Source organism: Halomonas sp. BDJS001 (genome assembly GCF_026104355.1).
Lineage (GTDB): Bacteria > Pseudomonadota > Gammaproteobacteria > Pseudomonadales > Halomonadaceae > Vreelandella.
The window spans coordinates 2,522,959-2,538,690 of the sequence record NZ_CP110535.1; the positions used below are offsets into that span (position 1 = coordinate 2,522,959).

General features: G+C 52.9%; 15 protein-coding genes and 1 pseudogene. 2 read left to right on the plus strand and 14 right to left on the minus strand.

The window, feature by feature from the left end; all coding sequences use genetic code 11:
• Window positions 1–17 precede the first annotated feature (17 nt).
• From thrS to OM794_RS11705, 7 genes and pseudogenes are all read right to left on the minus strand, one after another.
• The gene (thrS, locus tag OM794_RS11675; RefSeq protein WP_226251208.1) at window positions 18–1,940 is read right to left on the minus strand and encodes a threonine--tRNA ligase; all 1,923 of its coding nucleotides are present in this window, start codon (window positions 1,938–1,940) and stop codon (window positions 18–20) included.
• 221 nt (window positions 1,941–2,161) lie between these two features.
• On the minus strand, window positions 2,162–3,034 hold the full coding sequence (locus OM794_RS11680) for an OmpA family protein (RefSeq protein WP_226251207.1): 873 nt from the start codon (window positions 3,032–3,034) through the stop codon (window positions 2,162–2,164).
• 342 nt (window positions 3,035–3,376) lie between these two features.
• On the minus strand, window positions 3,377–3,844 hold the full coding sequence (locus tag OM794_RS11685; protein WP_226251206.1) for a DUF2489 domain-containing protein: 468 nt from the start codon (window positions 3,842–3,844) through the stop codon (window positions 3,377–3,379).
• A 133-nt stretch (window positions 3,845–3,977) separates the two neighbouring features.
• Entirely contained in the window at window positions 3,978–4,895 is a 918-nt protein-coding gene (cyoE, locus tag OM794_RS11690) for a heme o synthase (protein WP_226251205.1), read from the minus strand.
• Between the two features lie 14 nt (window positions 4,896–4,909).
• Window positions 4,910–5,961: pseudogene (locus OM794_RS11695) on the minus strand (COX15/CtaA family protein).
• 33 nt (window positions 5,962–5,994) lie between these two features.
• The gene (locus OM794_RS11700) at window positions 5,995–6,504 is read right to left on the minus strand and encodes a hypothetical protein (RefSeq protein ID WP_138801440.1); all 510 of its coding nucleotides are present in this window, start codon (window positions 6,502–6,504) and stop codon (window positions 5,995–5,997) included.
• Between the two features lie 29 nt (window positions 6,505–6,533).
• The gene (locus tag OM794_RS11705) at window positions 6,534–7,229 is read right to left on the minus strand and encodes an SURF1 family protein (protein ID WP_226251203.1); all 696 of its coding nucleotides are present in this window, start codon (window positions 7,227–7,229) and stop codon (window positions 6,534–6,536) included.
• Here OM794_RS11705 and OM794_RS11710 point away from each other — a divergent pair.
• Window positions 7,228–7,419 (plus strand): DUF2909 domain-containing protein, encoded by a 192-nt coding sequence (locus tag OM794_RS11710; RefSeq protein WP_226251202.1) that lies wholly within the window; start codon window positions 7,228–7,230, stop codon window positions 7,417–7,419. The genes OM794_RS11705 and OM794_RS11710 overlap by 2 nt on opposite strands.
• 5 nt (window positions 7,420–7,424) lie before the next feature.
• On the opposite strand, the gene OM794_RS11715 is transcribed toward OM794_RS11710, so the two are convergent.
• From OM794_RS11715 to OM794_RS11735, 5 genes are all read right to left on the minus strand, one after another.
• Entirely contained in the window at window positions 7,425–8,285 is an 861-nt protein-coding gene (locus OM794_RS11715) for a cytochrome c oxidase subunit 3 (RefSeq protein ID WP_088700284.1), read from the minus strand.
• Entirely contained in the window at window positions 8,282–8,941 is a 660-nt protein-coding gene (locus tag OM794_RS11720) for a cytochrome c oxidase assembly protein (protein ID WP_226251201.1), read from the minus strand. The genes OM794_RS11715 and OM794_RS11720 overlap by 4 nt, the downstream gene beginning before the upstream one ends.
• 41 nt (window positions 8,942–8,982) lie before the next feature.
• Complete coding sequence (gene ctaD / locus OM794_RS11725) at window positions 8,983–10,617, minus strand: cytochrome c oxidase subunit I (RefSeq protein WP_088700286.1); 1,635 nt, start codon at window positions 10,615–10,617, stop codon at window positions 8,983–8,985.
• Window positions 10,618–10,665: 48 nt separating this feature from the next.
• On the minus strand, window positions 10,666–11,781 hold the full coding sequence (gene coxB, locus OM794_RS11730; RefSeq protein WP_226251200.1) for a cytochrome c oxidase subunit II: 1,116 nt from the start codon (window positions 11,779–11,781) through the stop codon (window positions 10,666–10,668).
• 126 nt (window positions 11,782–11,907) lie between these two features.
• Window positions 11,908–12,081 (minus strand): DUF2970 domain-containing protein, encoded by a 174-nt coding sequence (locus tag OM794_RS11735; RefSeq protein ID WP_088700288.1) that lies wholly within the window; start codon window positions 12,079–12,081, stop codon window positions 11,908–11,910.
• A 169-nt stretch (window positions 12,082–12,250) separates the two neighbouring features.
• Here OM794_RS11735 and OM794_RS11740 point away from each other — a divergent pair, with 169 nt between their 5' ends.
• Window positions 12,251–12,463, plus strand: coding sequence for a hypothetical protein (locus tag OM794_RS11740; RefSeq protein WP_226251199.1), 213 nt, complete (start codon window positions 12,251–12,253; stop codon window positions 12,461–12,463).
• Between the two features lie 27 nt (window positions 12,464–12,490).
• Here OM794_RS11740 and hrpB read toward each other — a convergent pair whose 3' ends face one another.
• The gene (gene hrpB, locus OM794_RS11745; RefSeq protein WP_226251198.1) at window positions 12,491–14,929 is read right to left on the minus strand and encodes an ATP-dependent helicase HrpB; all 2,439 of its coding nucleotides are present in this window, start codon (window positions 14,927–14,929) and stop codon (window positions 12,491–12,493) included.
• 7 nt (window positions 14,930–14,936) lie between these two features.
• Window positions 14,937–15,623, minus strand: coding sequence for a TetR family transcriptional regulator C-terminal domain-containing protein (locus OM794_RS11750; RefSeq protein WP_226251197.1), 687 nt, complete (start codon window positions 15,621–15,623; stop codon window positions 14,937–14,939).
• Between the last annotated feature and the right edge of the window lie 109 nt (window positions 15,624–15,732).

The window sequence follows — 15,732 nt, forward strand, 5'->3', positions numbered from 1 at the left end:
TTGATCGTTCCGTCTCCTTAGGCAATTGACGATGTCGCCAGGGCTGCTCGCTCGGCAGTATGGCGTTCAATAAATTCATCGACCGTCATTGTACCGAGGTTTTCGCCGCTGCGTGTTCGCACGGCCACTGAGTCAGCTTCGACTTCCTTATCTCCCACCACAAGGAGATAGGGAACTTTCTGTAACGTATGCTCACGGATTTTAAAGCCGATCTTCTCGTTCCTCAAGTCCGCTTTAACACGCAAGCCACTTTTTTGCAGACGTTTCTCTAATTCGAGCGCATATTCACGCTGTGAATCGGTGATCGTCATGACAACCGCCTGCTGAGGTGCCAGCCATAATGGCATAGCGCCAGCATAATGTTCAATCAAGATGCCAATGAAGCGCTCCATGGAGCCAACAATAGCACGATGCAGCATCACCGGCGACTTGCGCTGCCCCTCTTCGGTGACATATTGGGCTCCAAGTCGCTCTGGCATCATAAAATCGACCTGCATAGTGCCAACCTGCCATTCGCGCCCCAGGCAATCTTTCATGTGGTACTCAATCTTGGGGCCATAGAACGCACCTTCGCCAGGAAGTTCCTGCCACTCTACGCCGCAGCTTTTTAATGCGCTGCGCAGTGCATCTTCTGCACGATCCCAAACCTCATCACTGCCAATGCGTTTTTCTGGGCGAAGAGCAATCTTAATAGCAATATCATCAAAGCCGAAATCGCCATAAACCTTCAACGCTTGACGATGAAAAGCAGTTACTTCAGGCTCAACTTGAGCTTCTGTACAAAACACATGGCCATCATCTTGGGTAAATGCCCGCACACGCATGATACCGTGCAAAGCACCCGACGGCTCATTACGGTGGCAACCACCAAACTCACCAAAACGAACGGGCAATTCACGATAGCTGCGCAAGCCGGAATTAAACACCTGAACGTGCCCAGGACAGTTCATCGGCTTAAGGGCATACTCACGCTTTTCAGACTCAGTAAAGAACATGCCGTCCGCGTAGTTATCCCAGTGCCCTGATTTCTTCCAAAGCGATACGTCCATAATCTGGGGGCAGCGTATTTCCTGATACCCCCCCTCTTTGTAGACGCCTCGCATATATTGTTCGACCTGCTGCCATAGCGCCCAGCCATTTGGGTGCCAGAATATCATTCCCGGCGCCTCTTCCTGCATGTGGAAGAGATCCAAACGACGCGCCAGCTTACGATGATCGCGCTTCTCTGCCTCTTCAAGACGCTTAACGTAAGCTTTAAGCTGCTTCTTATCGCCCCATGCAGTGCCATAGATACGCGTTAGCATGGTATTGGCGGCGTCACCACGCCAGTAGGCACCTGCCATTTTGGTAAGTTTGAAGGCTTTTAAGTGGCGAGTATTCGGCACGTGCGGCCCGCGGCACATGTCGACATACTCTTCATGGTGATAAAGCCGGATCGTCGCATCATCGGGAATATCGCGCACAATCTCCTGCTTATAAGGCTCATCACGGTGCAAAAAGGTTAGCATGGCCTTGTCGCGATCAACATATTCGCGCACCACATCGTACTCGCGCTCGATCAGTGACTGCATACGCGCTTCGATGGCTTCCAGGTCTTCTGGTGTGACCGACTGACCAAACTCAATATCGTAGTAGAAACCATCTTCGATAACCGGACCGATAGCCATTTTGGCCTCGGGGTACATCTGCTTAACCGCATGACCAATAAGGTGAGCGCAGGAGTGGCGAATAATCTCCAGCCCTTCAGCGTCACGGGCGGTAACGATAGCCACTTCCGCATCTTGCTCGATCAGGTCAGCGGCATCTACCAGCACACCATCGATCTTTCCAGCGATACAGGCCTTAGCCAAACCAGGGCCAATGGATTCTGCCAGCTGCATAATGGTTAGCGGTGCTTCAAACGTTCTTTGGCTGCCGTCAGGCAGAGTAACAATAGGCATTCAGATTCCTTGAGCGCAGTGGTGATCCATACCAAGGATCACATATCGCTATCAATGGTCTTGGGAGAGGTGTAAACATACCAAAATAAAACAGCAGCAAGATTAGCAGACTTGCAGACTGCTTAAAATAAAAACGGGAGGCATAAGCCTCCCGTTTCTTTACCTGTGGATAGCGGCTAGCACTTTCGAGTCAAGCCGCAAACCTCAGAAGATAAGTGAACTTAGTTCCACTCATCCAGCTCAACGCGACGGTTCTGGAAACGACCTTCTTCCGTCTCGTTAGAGGCGATCGGACGCTCTTCACCGTAACCTACTGCACGCATACGGTTAGCTTCTACACCACGGCTAGCAAGGTAAGACGCAACAGACTGGGCACGCTCTTGTGACAAGTTTTTGTTGTACTCGTCAGAACCGCGTGAATCAGTATGGCCTTCGATGCTTACGCGAACATCAGGATTGCTCACCAGACGGTCTGCAACGCCGTTTAGTACACTCTGAGCGTTAGAAGTCAACTGAGCAGAGTCAAACTCGAAGTTAACGTCTTCAAGAACAACGCTGTCCGGGCAACCCAATGCGTTAACTTCTACGCCAGCTGGGGTGTTCGGACACTGATCACGGTAGTCCGGCACGCCGTCGTTATCGGAGTCAAGCGGGCAACCATTGGCATTAACTTCAACGCCAGCAGGTGTGCCTGGGCACTGATCACGGTAGTCCGGCACGCCGTCACCGTCAGAATCTAGTGGGCAGCCTTCGGCGTCAACAGCAACACCAGCAGGCACTTCGCCGTAGCTCGGGCACTGAGGTGCAACCGGCTCAGGCGTGCGATCAGCGCATAGCAGTCCGCCGATAGCAGCGCCAGCTGCGGCACCAGTAGCAGCACCGCTCTCTTCATCAGAACTACTGCTGGTGGCGTAGCCAATGCTGCCACCGATCAAACCGCCTGCCAGACCACATACCGCAGGATGCTGGTACCAGCTACGATCACTACTGCTAGCGCTTGCTTGGCCGGAAGACTGTGAGGCCGAGCTGGCACAGCCAGAAAGGCCAACTACCAGTGCGGAACCGATTAGCAAGCCAGTCGTTGATTTTTTCATGCAAGACTCCTTCTTGATCCAATGCTGAAATGGCCTTAAGTGACCAAATCTATCCAATGCTTCTTATTTGCGAGAGCATCCATTTTTCGCCTGTCTTGTATCACCAGTTTTTGCACCAAGCTATCAATACAAGCTACAAGTACCTGCGTACTAAATGCTCAGCACCCAGTTAATACAAAACGGTGTGCCTATCATTAACGCCTAAGCGCTAAAAGGCAACAATGCCAAGATATCAACTTCTTGCCAATATCGACATCCTTCAGCATAGCAAAATTGCCGCGATGGGCACTAAAAATTAGTTTGCTATGCTTTTGCGCGGCCGAAACCGCTCAAAATCACTCATCAGTGCAGCGCGCTTTTACCCTGGGCACGCCATTTTAGTACAGCCCTAGCGGCTTCCAATACGGCTTCACGCATATCATTTTCCGCCATCAAACGCTCTTTGTCTTCTTGCATACGTTCTCGGGCAGTCAATTGCTGACGCGCGGAGTGGGTCTTCAGGTGCTGAGTACGGCTGTAATGCTCGGCAAACGCTTGAAATTCAGTGCGTTCCGTTAAACTAGGGTCAATAATCTCTAGTAGCACCTTGCAACGCCAGGCGCCCTCGGTAATATCAACCTGCTCCTGAACCAGCGCGCTCGCCACATAATCGAGGTTTTCTAAGCTATTTTGTTGAGCACGAGCGTCTTCATCGCGACGATAAGCTTCTCTGCGACTGACCTCTTTACGTAACGACCAGGCGTAGAGACATAGCCCTAAAACCACTGCAATCGCCACGACCAGTAGTACCAGCGCTACCGTTGAGTTCATGCAACTCCTCATTAAGCGGATAAATTACTTGACGAAAATTGTACACCCTTATACCACTATTAGGCCACTGGCATCCAGACTTCTCTTCCCCCCTGGCTGAAAGACGGACGCTCGAACAATTTGATGCGCTGGATTACCAGACCAGTACCGCAGCGTAGTGGTCGAGTAATAGCGCACCGAAAACACCCAACAGATAGCGAATCGAGAACCAAAATGCGCCAATAGGGGCAGCGGAATCCTGCCCTCGCCACACTCGCCAATTCCAGACCATAAAGCGTGCATTCAGACACACCACGATAAACAGGTAGAGTGCCCCACTCATACCTATCATCACCGGCAATAAGGTGGTTAACACGGTTAACCACCCATACAGCCAAATTTGTAGTCGCGTAAAAGGGATACCATGAGTGACAGGCAGCATGGGGATGCCTGCCCGAGCATAATCATCGCGCTTATGAATGGCCAGCGCCCAGAAGTGTGGCGGCGTCCAAGCAAAAATAATCAACATCAGCAGTAGCGGCTCAGGGGTGATTTGACCCGTGATTGCAACCCATCCCAAAAGCGGCGGCGCGGCGCCAGCCACTCCACCTATAACGATATTTTGGGGTGTAGCCCGCTTTAAAAAAGCGGTATAAATTAACGCATAACCAATAAGTGAGGCAAAGGTTAACGCAGCCGTTAAGGGGTTAACCTGCCATGCCAATAGCGCAACACCCGCCACAGACAGCAAACACGCCCAAGCTATGGCGATCGCCACAGGTAGTCGTTTGCTTGCTACTGGACGGCGAGACGTTCGCGTCATTACCGCATCCAAGTGGCGGTCGATGACATGATTAAAAGCAGCGGCACCGCAAGAGGCCAGACCTATACCGGCTAGTCCAAAGGCAACACTCGTCAACGCTGGTAGGCCTGGGGTTGCTAACGCCATCCCTACGGCGGCGCATACCAACATAACGAACACCACTTTAAGCTTGCACAGGCCCAGTAGTTCTTTCCAGCCCCACGCCATAGAAGGCAGTGCCGTGGGTAGCGTCATTGTTATATTTCGCATGGCATGCTTCCCTTTTAATGAGCAATAATATTGTTATAGGGTGAATGAGTGGTCATTGCGTAGACATCTGCCTCTTGATAGCGCCAACGCCACCAGGCCCAAACGAATCCGACAGCCAACGCAACGGCGCCCGCGGTGTGCAGCAGCGCCAGCCATAACGGCAGCCAAAGAAGCACATTGGCAACCCCTAACGCAGCCTGCAGTGCATACAAACCGATGACGGTCGCCAGCGGTCTTGCCGTACTCTGCCAATGCCGGTAACGCAACCAGAGCGCTATTAGCCCAACACCAAGCAGCAATGCCCCCAGGCGATGAACCACTTGAATCGCGGTACGGGCATCGGCATGCAACTGCCCATGTAAGTAATTGGGCCCTACGGTCTGGGTGAGATGAAAGCCCTCGCTAATATCCATCGCGGGCATCCATTGGCCATTGCAAGTGGGAAATCCTTGACAAGCGATACCGGCATAATTGCTGGACACCCAGCCGCCTAGCGCCAATTGCACAACCAGCAAACATGCCGCAATCCCCCACCATGCATTAGCCCGCCGAGGCTCACTTGTTGACTTTGGCGTTGCGGCTACGCGTAAGCGAAGATGCAGCCAAAAAACAGCAGCAATACGCTCAACCCGCCCATTAGGTGCAGGGTAACAACTTGAGGCCATAACTTGAGCGTAACGGTGAAGGCACCAAAGGCACCCTGGAACAAAATAACCACTAGCAGCAACAGGCTCATTCGCCACGGATAATCGCGACGATGACGCAGCGACCAACCTAAGGCGACGACGCTAAGCACCACCAGCCCCAGCAGAGTCGCGATATAGCGATGAACCATTTCCACCCACGCTTTAAAGGGCTCCAATGGCACATCTGGGTGGCGCAGCGTGGCAAAGTCACCATCAGGAACTAGTAGCTTACCGTAGCAACCTGGCCAGTCAGGGCAGCCCAAACCAGCATCGACTAAACGCGTCCAGGCGCCTACTAACATAACCACTGCGGTAAACAGAGTACCTACCAGCGTTAATCGCACTAACCAACGTAAGCGGCGTTCACATGAATCGTGCATGGCGTTTCCTTAACAACAGGGAGTTAGCCCGTTTTATTGAGGATTCACTTTAAGTAAATGCTGGATATCGTCGAGCACGTACTTAGTGGCTACATTGGCATCAAATGCCAATGCCGGGCGCCCCATAGGATCAAGCAGCCACACTGAGTTATCTTCGCGCCATGGAGGTAGTTGCTGCCATTCGCTGGTCATCTCTCCCGGAAGCGGTTCGGGATCACCTCCAATTCTAAGGCGGGTTAACCGCGGCGCTTCGCGGCCTAAGGCGCGATGTAAACGCCAAAGCTCATCCTTACGCTGTTCACACTGCTGAGCACAGTCAAAGGCCAGTATCCACGCCTCTGGGTCATTGACAGCGACGGTTGTTAAAGGCCACTCATCAAGAACGGGTAATTCCACATCCACCTTTCCATGGGCTGTATGCTGGTCTGGGATACCAATGCGGAACTCGACCATCCCCCAAGCAGCTACCATGGGCGCCGCAAATATTGCAAAAATAAGGATTAATTTTAGCCGCTGGCGGCGAATGTGCTTGGCATCCTGCATAGGTCTTCACCCCTGTTTATTTTTATTACCTAAACGCTTTGTTGTGCCTTATCGCGACGCAATTTCCGGCCGCCGATGAACATGACCATCAAGGCCGCCAGAGCTAACCCCCACCACTGAAAGGCGTAGCCCATATGCCGACTAGGCGGCATTACATTGGCCTCCCACCAAGGAATCAAAACCCCGTCACCCTCGCTGGCGTGCAACCAGCCGGAGTAGCTAAATGAACCTAATGAAGCGCGCCAGGGGTCGTGACTCAGCTGTTGCAGCCTCACACCTTCTCTATTCTCTCCATATAACGGCCCGCCCGCCTGCACCTCTTGCCATTCACCAGTCAACTCAACCACGCCACCGGGTGTGGCTACATGAGGTGCTTCACGACGCGGCCCGGTGGCTAAAAAACCTCGCTGTACAAGCCAAAGCTGCCCGTGGGTATCACGTAGCGGCGTTAGTACCGCAACGCCCACCTTTCCGTCTACCACACGGTTATCCAAATAGAGCGTTTGCTCGGCTAAATACTGCCCCCGTAACGTCACTTGGGCACCTTGAGCTGGCGACTCGGTGGGTTGTACCAAGGCAGGGGCTGCATCACGCAGAGCGATAGCTAACCGCTTGTCATCTGCCCTCTCCCACTGCCATAGTCCTAGATAGGCGCCTAACGCCACCAGCAAACTCCAGAACAGACACCAACTATAAAAACGCCATTGCCGAGAGGGTTTCATCATGTGGTTACAACTACTCATTGCCGCCGTATTCATTGCGATGGTTATCAGCTTGGCCATGGGAGCAGGCTTCCTACTGCGTGATCATGTCTCTTCACGCCGACTATTACGCTCTCTCAAATGGAGAATTGGCTTAGCCTGTCTGCTCATGGCGCTTATTATTTATGGCTACTGGTCGGGTCAGTTAGGTTGATCCGACTACAAGACATAAACAAAGATAAACAGCCCCACCCAGACCACATCAACAAAGTGCCAATACCAGCAAGAGGCTTCAAAACCAAAATGGTTTTCATCAGCGAAGTGCCCTTTAATAATACGCACCAGCATGGTGGCCAGAATCAGCGTGCCGATAATGACGTGAACCCCGTGAAACCCCGTCAAAATAAAGAACGTCGCACCAAAGATCCCGGCTTCTAGAGTAATTCCGTAATGCGCGTAGGCCTCATAGTACTCAACACCCTGAATCAATATGAAACAGACCCCCAGAAGCACCGTGCCCGCTAGCCAATTGCGACATGTCTTGCGATAGCCCTCCTTTAACGCCTCATGGGCAATCGTTAATGTAATACTGGAAGTTATCAAAATCAGCGTGTTAACAAGCGGTAACTGCCACGGACTAAACACTTGCCGGGCCCCAACGATAGACGAGTCAGGCGGATTCAGCAGCGGCCATGTGGCTACAAAATCAGGCCATAGCAATGCAGAAACGCCTTTTGCCCCTTCCCCTCCTAGCCATGGGATAGCAAACATACGTACGTAAAACAGCGCGCCAAAAAAGGCGGCGAAAAACATCACTTCCGAAAAAATAAACCAGCCCATGCCCCAGCGAAATGAGCGATCCATTTGCGCATCATAAAGCCCTCCCCGGGACTCGCTAATGACGTCGCGGAACCAGAGTGCCATCACCGCAATAACGCCCACTACGCCAATTAACACCAGCGGCAAGCCGGTGTCATAGACAAGCTTAATACCGGTACCGACCATCATGGCGCCCAGGGCTACCGAGCCAAGAACAGGCCATCGACTGCTCGCCGGAACGTAATAGCTACCACTGCTCATATCGCTTCTCCCGCCGCTTTATTGTTTTTAGGCGTGTTACTGAGATTGTTTTTAGAGTCGTTTACAAGCTCGCTGTTAGCGCTGCTCTTAAGCGTATTATCCAATGCAGCATTTTGAATCACATGCTCTATCGGGTAGAGGGTATACACCAGCGTAATGGTATTAATATCGTCGGGCAGATCACGCGCCAACTGGAATACCAACGGTATGGTTAACCGCTCATTGCCCTGCAACTGCTGCTCCTGAAAGCAGAAACAGCTGATTTTACGTAGATGCGTCGTGGCAGTAGAGGGAGACACACTGGGCACTGCTCTCCCCCAGCTTTCGCTACTGCTATTATTGGTGAAGGTAAAATCGACTTCCGCCATTTGCCCGGGGTGCACACTCATCTGGCGCATTTCAACGCTCATCTGCCACGGCAAGCCGGGGCTGCCGCGAGTGATAAATTGCACGTTGATATAACGCGACTCATCCACCTCTTCATGCACGAGACTTTGCGCCGTGGCATCCACTTTGCCGTTAAGACCGGTGACCTGGCAAAAAACGTCATAGAGCGGCACCAGTGCAAAGGCAAACCCAAACATGCCGACCAGCACGGCAACTGTCCTGATGACCGTACGGCGCACCCCCACTTTTGCCTGTTCTTGATCGTCCATAACACCTCTTGGGCTAGCGACCCATGTGCTCTATTTCGTCATTAGTGGGACGTACGATGAAACACAGGTGGCGTTTCAAACGTATGCAGCGGCGCAGGGCTAGGCACAGTCCACTCTAAATCCTCTGCGCCCTCCCAAGCTTTTGCTGGCGCTTTTTTGCCTCCGCGCACACACAGTATGACGCCCAATACAAATAGCAGCTGAGAGGCACCGAAGAAGAAGGCACCGATACTGGAGAGCAAATTAAAGTCGGCAAACTGAAGGGCATAGTCGGGGATTCGCCGCGGCATACCCGCTAAGCCCGCAAAATGCATAGGGAAGAAGGTTAAATTGACACCAATAATCGAGAACCAGAAGTGCCACTGGGCGAGCTTCTCGTTGGGGTAATGCCCGGTCCATTTTGGCAGCCAGTAATAGACCCCGGCCATAATGGCAAAGATCGCTCCAGGTACCAGCACATAGTGGAAGTGAGCCACCACAAAGTAGGTATCGTGATACTGAAAATCTGCCGGGGCAATCGCCAGCATCAGCCCTGAAAAACCACCAATGGTAAACAGCACCACAAAGGCCAGGGCAAATAGCATCGGCGATTCAAAGCTAATCGAGCCGCGGAACAGGGTTGTCACCCAGTTAAACACCTTAACCCCGGTAGGCACGGCGATCAGCATGGTGGAGTACATAAAGAACAACTCTGCCACCAGAGGCAGCCCCACTATAAACATATGGTGAGCCCAGACTAAAAATGACAGCAGTGCAATGGCAGCCGTGGCGTACACCATGGAAGCGTAACCAAACAAAGGCTTACGCGCGAAGGTGGGGATGATCGCTGAGACAATCCCAAAGGCGGGCAGAATCATGATGTATACTTCGGGATGCCCAAAGAACCAGAACAGGTGCTGAAACAGCACCGGATCCCCACCGCCTGCCGCGTCAAAGAAGCTGGTGCCAAAGTTAATATCCATCAGCATCATGGTGATCACCCCCGCCAAAACGGGCATCACGGCAATCAGCAGAAAAGCGGTAATCAGCCAAGTCCAAACAAACAGCGGCATATCCATTAAACGCATGCCCGGTGCACGCATATTCAAAATGGTCGCGATAATGTTGATGGCGCCGAGAATAGAACTAATACCGGCAATATGCAGGGCGAGAATAAAGAAAGTTGTCGAGGGAGGGGCAAAATTCGTCGACAGCGGCGCATAGAATGTCCAGCCGAAGTTTGGCCCTCCACCGGGCATAAGCAGCGTTGAAAGCAATAGTGTGAATGAAACCGGAAGCAGCCAAAAACTGAAGTTATTTAACCGGGGTAACGCCATATCCGGCGCACCAATCTGCAGCGGTATCATCCAGTTGGCTAAGCCGGTGAACGCGGGCATTACCGCAGCGAACACCATGATCAAACCGTGCATGGTGGTCATCTGATTGAAAAACTCCGGTTCAACCAACTGCAGGCCGGGTTGAAAAAGCTCGGCCCTCACCACTAGAGCAAAGATTCCGCCAATAAAAAACATCGTCAGCGAAAAAATCAGATACAGGGAGCCGATCTCCTTGTGATTAGTGGTCAATAGCCAGCGTAAAATACCTTTGGGCGGCGCAGCATGACCATGACTCTGGCCATCGGCGACGGCCGTAGTACTATGTTGCAGCGAGGGCTGTGGAGGTAGTTTGGGCGCCATGTGACTCTCCGAAATATTGTTGTTGTCTGATGGGTTGGCATACCGAAATCATTGGGCAATTATTTCAGCCACTTCGGAAGGCTGCACCACATCTCCCGTATCATTACCCCAAGCATTACGTGTATAGGTAACCACAGCCGCTATCTCTACCGGATTTAGGGTGCTACGAAAAGCGGGCATGGCAGCGCCTGATACGCCGTTGATAACCTTATCAAGGTGCCAATCCACATCGCTGATGAGCTGCTCGTTATTCGCTAGTGCCGGGAATGCCGGCGGCGAGCCCTGGCCTTCTGCTTGGTGACAAGAGGAGCAAATCGATTGATAAACGGATTCACCGCGCTCTACTAGTTCTGCCATTTCCCACTCACGATCAACGCCCATCGCTTCTTGCTCAGCGGACTCTTTGCGCTCGGCAAGCCAACTCTCAAACTCCTCTTCTTCTACGGCATGCACCACCACAGGCATAAATCCGTGATCGATTCCGCATAGCTCTGCGCACTGTCCCCGGTAAATACCCGGTTCGTTGATCTTCACCCAATTCTCATTGATAAAGCCGGGAATCGTATCCTGCTTGACCGCTAGATCCGGCACCCACCACGAGTGAATAACGTCGTCGGAGGTCATTAGAAAGCGAACTTTACGGTTAATCGGCAACACCAGTGGTTCATCAACCTCTAATAAATAGTGCTCCCCGCGAGCCTCTTCGCCACTGATTTGTGTTCTTGGCGTACTCATATTTGAGGTAAAGGCGACATCCTCGCCAAGATACTCGTAACGCCAACGCCACTGCTGGCCGGTGATCATGACATCCAACTCGGCATCTGATGAGTCGTACATATTTTTTAACGTGGCGGTGGCGGGCACTGCCATGCCGACCAGGATCAGAATGGGGATGGCAGTCCATAACACTTCCACGCTGGTGTGTTCGTGAAAGTGGGCAGCTTTCGCGCCTTTTGAGTGGCGATACCGAAACAGGGAGTAGAACATTGCCCCAAAAACCACCACGCCAATCACTACACATATCCAAAAAATGGTCATGTGCAGGCCATAAATATCGCTGCTTACATCTGTAACGCCGACGGGCATGTTCCAGCCGTTGGACTGAGCTTGCGACTCGCTTGCAGCAAGGGATATGGCCATTAGCCACCACCACCGTGAACGCATAGAGACCTCCAAGTTATTGTTGTTATTTCTTATCGTTAGATTAGGACAGGATTAAATGAGATATTAGCAGTATAGAAAATATGTGCCATTCGTCACGCTTTGCTTATTTAACGCTATCAACGCTTTTCAGCGGGCCGCAAACATGGCCAAAAAAACAAGCAGCAAAACAAACAGCAACGTAATCACCACCCCCGTGATGAGGTAAGCTGCCGGCCTGCCACTGCTGAAGTCTTCTTCCCGCTTTTGATTACTTTGAACGCCTAGCAGGGCCGCCAACACTGACTTGACCACTGACCACATACCACCTCCGAAACTTTATTGTTGTCACATTTATTCTAGGGTGACGTGTTAACCACTATTATCATAGACATACATAAGCATTTACAGCCACGTAAATGACCACCTATAGTTTCTCAATGTGAGATACTCAGCCAATTCTCAGGAACTGCGCCACCCAATGGAGTGCCTTATGCTCAAGCGCCACCTCGCCTTACCCAACGCACTGTTTTTGATTCTTCCACTGCTGCTGGCAGGCTGTACGACTTACAGTTGGCCGGATGGGTCTCAAGAAACCGTCTTTGGTGTGGTACCTGAAGAAGAGAATCAACGCTATGAGGAAGAGCGCGTGGATGGCGTGCGCTATCGCATTCCAGATGAAATCCCGGAAAAGCGCAGCGAGTAATTACCGGAGTCGCGGCAGCTAAACCGGTCACCCCTTTCGCTTGGTATGCGCGGTGGCGGGTGCTGTCAATGGGTCTTCAGGCCAGGGATGCTTTGGATAGCGACCGCGCATCTCTTTACGTACTTCAGGATAACCCTGCTGCCAAAAGCTAACCAAGTCCTGGGTGACTTGCAACGGTCGGCGCGCGGGTGAGAGCAGATGAATCATTACGGCAACTGCACCATCAACAACGGTGGGCGTTACCTGCCAGCCAAAGGCCTCTTGCAGTTTCAACGCTAGAACAGGTGGGCGTTGGGAAAGGCACGGCAGGTAGTCCAAGCCAACCTGCTTGCCGCTAGGCACCTTAAGCGTTAAAGGCGTTAACTGCTCGAATTCACTTTGCGCCTGCCAGGCCAGTGAATTGAGCAGATAGCGCTCTAACGGCAATTTCTCGACCTGACTCAGCCGATTGATGTCAATCAGGTAAGGAGCCAACCAGCTCTCTAGTGTGGCTAAGAGCGCCTTCTCCGACCAGTCGGGCCACGCCTCTCCCTGATATTCACGCAGCAGCGCCATGCGCCCGCGTAACTGCTGCAGCTTATCGCCAAATAGCTTTTCAGGCTGCTGACGTAAGGCGTTCAATAGCGCCTCTTTTATCGTCTCTTCCGGCAGATGCGCTAAAGGTCGTTTGGCAATAGCGAGGCGGCCATGTGCCTGCACCTCTTCCCCGACTAAACGCCCCCCTTCCTGCGACCACGTTGCCCGCGGCTGCCATTGCTGAATACTGGGGTAGAGCGAAAGCAGCGATTCAAGTGACAACGGCTCACCTGCGGTAATGCGCGCCTCACCACCTGTCTGACTACTTAACGCCACGGCCACCAAATAGGATTGATGCGCCAACGCATCGTTTAACGGCAGCGTAGCCGTTTTGCCATTGGCAAGCCGAAATTTACCCGGCTCTATTAGCTGGCCAACGCGTTCCGGGTAGGCCAGTGCTAAGAGTGGCCCGAGGGGAACTAGCTTGGCGTCACTCAGTGCCACTCCTGCTCGCTTGGACAGCCTAAGCGCCTCACGCTGCCAAATGGGGAAACGTTGGGGCTGACGCAAACGCAGCGCTAACGCATCATGCAGCGAGCGCTCGGTGCTTTCGCGCTCATCCAGCAGTGCGGCGACCCCACAGGCCAGTGGCACGGCATTGAAGTCTGTAGCCCGCTCCAGCATAACGGCAATTCTCGGCTCAACTGGCCAGCGGGCGCAACGGCTACCCAAAGGCGTCAGCTTGCAATGCTTGTCCAATACACCCAGCTGTGTCAGCAGCGCTTGACCACTTCGCCAGGCGCCCTCTGGCGGTGGCGTCACCCAGCTTAACGTTTGGGGCGATGCGACGCCCCAGCACGCCAATTCGAGCACTAGCGATGAGAGATCCGCCTGCTGAATTTCCGGCTCACCGTAAGGCACCAATGTCTGCTCCTGCGCCCAAAGCCGAAAACAGCGTCCCTCCTGCTGCCGCCCTGCGCGCCCCCGGCGCTGATCAGCGCTAGCGCGATTGATACGCCGGGTGGTCAAACGGGTTAACCCGGTGCGCGGATGAAAAAACGGTACTCGCTCCAGGCCACCGTCAATCACCACATTCACCCTCTCCACGGTAATGCTCGACTCGGTGATCGCGGTGGAGACAATAATTCGCTGCTTGGATGTGTTCGCCGCCAGGGCAGACTGCTGTTCAGCAATACTCATTCTGCCGTGCAGTGGTCGAATCACCAGATCAGGGAATGTCTTTTCCAACACTTGCACTAAGCGATTAATCTCAGCGACACCGGGCAAGATGACCAGTATGTCCTGGGCATCGGGCAGTGACAGCGCCTCTTCGATCACCCGAAGCGCGTGGCGGGCACTCTCTTCACCGCTTATTGAAGGTCGATAAGCTGTTGTCACCGGATACTGGCGCCCATGGCACTCAATAACAGGCACCTGCTCGCCCAACACCCGCTTGAGCGCTTCGACATGCAGGGTTGCCGACATCACCAGCAGGCGCAAATCATCGCGAATACTGGTTTGCACATCCAGCGTTAGCGCCAAGCCCAAATCGGCGTCTAAACTGCGCTCGTGAAACTCATCAAAGATAATTCCGGCAACGCCTTCTAGCAGCGGGTCATCTTGCAGCATGCGGGTGAGCACGCCCTGGGTCACTACCTCCAAACGGGTCTGCGCGCCCACGCAGCTGTCACCGCGCATACGATACCCCACCGTCTGACCAACGTTTTCGCCCAACTGCTGGGCCATAAAGCTAGCCGCCAAACGCGCGGCTACCCGCCGGGGTTCGAGTAACAACAGCTTTTGCCCTTTAACCCACTCCTCTTCAAGCAAGCAGAGCGGCACGCGGGTGGTTTTACCCGCCCCCGGCTGGGCAATCAGCATCAGCCGATTATGGGTAGTCAAGGTGGTTTTAAGCGGATCAAGATACTGCTCAATAGGCAAAGCGCTCATGTGATAATCACTTTTCCACACTGTGAGCGTCTGTACTGCTTTTAGGTGCAGAATTGGGCGCGGATGCAGTAACGCCGCAGCCTTTTAGAATAACGTGCTCAAGGAAGCTAGAGATGGATTCAAGATCCTCCTCCGTTAACGCATCGCGGCCTAGAATACCGCTGACCTGAGCGCTATATTCAGTGTAATGCTGGGTGGCAGACCAAATCAGGAAAATAAGCCAACGCGGGTCGACAGCATCCATTTTTCCCTGGGCAGACCAATGGCGAATGATTGCGGCACGAGAAGCCACCCAATCGCGTAATTCTCCCCTCAGATACTCAGTCAAGAAGGGAGCGCCAGCTAAAATTTCCGCCGCAAAGAGTTTTGAGCCTTCTGGATAGCGCTGCCCAAGCACCATTTTAGTGCGAATAAAATCGCTGAGTACCGTCGCAGGATCGCTATCAGGGGTAATATCTTCAAGCACTTCGTTCCAGCGACGCATCATGCGGTTAAGCAGCCGCACATAAAGCGCTTGCTTACTGCCCATATAGTACAAAATATTGGCTTTGGGGAGACCGGCTCGGTCAGCGATCACTTGCAAGCTCGCCCCGCGATAGCCGTGTTGAGAGAACACCTCCTCAGCGGCCATCAGGATACTTGTCTCTATTTTTTCCCGGCTTGGGTTTTCAGAAGGGACAGATACGACGGTCATTAACAGTGTTCCTTGATAAGAGTCGGTGGGTAGGCTAATCGCCCCAAATAATGGCATTTAGCATAAGCTTGCCCCACTCCTGTGCAGCGAGCAAATACTTGCAAGGTAG

Coding starts and splice junctions, on each gene's coding strand:
- thrS (WP_226251208.1), bottom strand. CDS start 1,940: ATGCCTATTGTTACTCTGCCTGACGGCAGCCAAAGAACGTTTGAAGCA.
- OM794_RS11680 (WP_226251207.1), bottom strand. CDS start 3,034: ATGAAAAAATCAACGACTGGCTTGCTAATCGGTTCCGCACTGGTAGTT.
- OM794_RS11685 (WP_226251206.1), bottom strand. CDS start 3,844: ATGAACTCAACGGTAGCGCTGGTACTACTGGTCGTGGCGATTGCAGTG.
- cyoE (WP_226251205.1), bottom strand. CDS start 4,895: ATGCGAAATATAACAATGACGCTACCCACGGCACTGCCTTCTATGGCG.
- OM794_RS11700 (WP_138801440.1), bottom strand. CDS start 6,504: ATGCAGGATGCCAAGCACATTCGCCGCCAGCGGCTAAAATTAATCCTT.
- OM794_RS11710 (WP_226251202.1), top strand. CDS start 7,228: ATGTGGTTACAACTACTCATTGCCGCCGTATTCATTGCGATGGTTATC.
- OM794_RS11705 (WP_226251203.1), bottom strand. CDS start 7,229: ATGATGAAACCCTCTCGGCAATGGCGTTTTTATAGTTGGTGTCTGTTC.
- OM794_RS11715 (WP_088700284.1), bottom strand. CDS start 8,285: ATGAGCAGTGGTAGCTATTACGTTCCGGCGAGCAGTCGATGGCCTGTT.
- OM794_RS11720 (WP_226251201.1), bottom strand. CDS start 8,941: ATGGACGATCAAGAACAGGCAAAAGTGGGGGTGCGCCGTACGGTCATC.
- ctaD (WP_088700286.1), bottom strand. CDS start 10,617: ATGGCGCCCAAACTACCTCCACAGCCCTCGCTGCAACATAGTACTACG.
- coxB (WP_226251200.1), bottom strand. CDS start 11,781: ATGCGTTCACGGTGGTGGTGGCTAATGGCCATATCCCTTGCTGCAAGC.
- OM794_RS11735 (WP_088700288.1), bottom strand. CDS start 12,081: ATGTGGTCAGTGGTCAAGTCAGTGTTGGCGGCCCTGCTAGGCGTTCAA.
- OM794_RS11740 (WP_226251199.1), top strand. CDS start 12,251: ATGCTCAAGCGCCACCTCGCCTTACCCAACGCACTGTTTTTGATTCTT.
- hrpB (WP_226251198.1), bottom strand. CDS start 14,929: ATGAGCGCTTTGCCTATTGAGCAGTATCTTGATCCGCTTAAAACCACC.
- OM794_RS11750 (WP_226251197.1), bottom strand. CDS start 15,623: ATGACCGTCGTATCTGTCCCTTCTGAAAACCCAAGCCGGGAAAAAATA.